General features: G+C 64.7%; 1 protein-coding gene. It reads right to left on the reverse strand.

Features of this window, described 5'->3' with window-relative positions; all coding sequences use genetic code 11:
- Window positions 1–167: 167 nt before the first annotated feature.
- Window positions 168–467 (reverse strand): tyrosine-type recombinase/integrase (locus ACYP5B_RS18885; RefSeq protein WP_459570718.1); only part of this gene is annotated, 300 nt, incomplete at its 5' end.

Genomic DNA, 467 nt, shown 5'->3' on the forward strand with positions numbered 1-467 from the left:
GCATTGCCAAACGCAATAGGTCCGAGGCGAAGTCGTACCCCTATCGCCCGCTACGCCTTAGCGGGCGCGCCTTTCCAGGCCGTGCTACGACCGCAGAAGGACCGTTTCTTGGGTCAGAAGCCCCGAAGTGCGTTTTTGGGGCCGCAGGCGGCCAATCGGGAGGGGGTTCAGAGGTCGGCTGCGCCGAGCTCGTTATCGTCGTCGGCCTCATCCTCCAGCGCCTGCAGAAGCGCAGCAGTCGCTGAAGCAGAGTCGGCTGTTAGGCTGGAAGCATGCGCATCGCTGCGCCGCCGCTTCGCCCCGGGGTGCGTGGCCGCGTGCACCTGCTGCAACTGGCGGATGGCCACCTGCGTGTATATCTGCGTGGTCGAGAGCTCGGCGTGCCCGAGCATCGCCTGTATAAAACGGATGTCCGCGCCGTTTTCCAGCATCAGCGTCGCCATCGAGTGCCTGAACAGATGGCAGCC

This window comes from Cupriavidus sp. 8B (genome assembly GCF_054589115.1).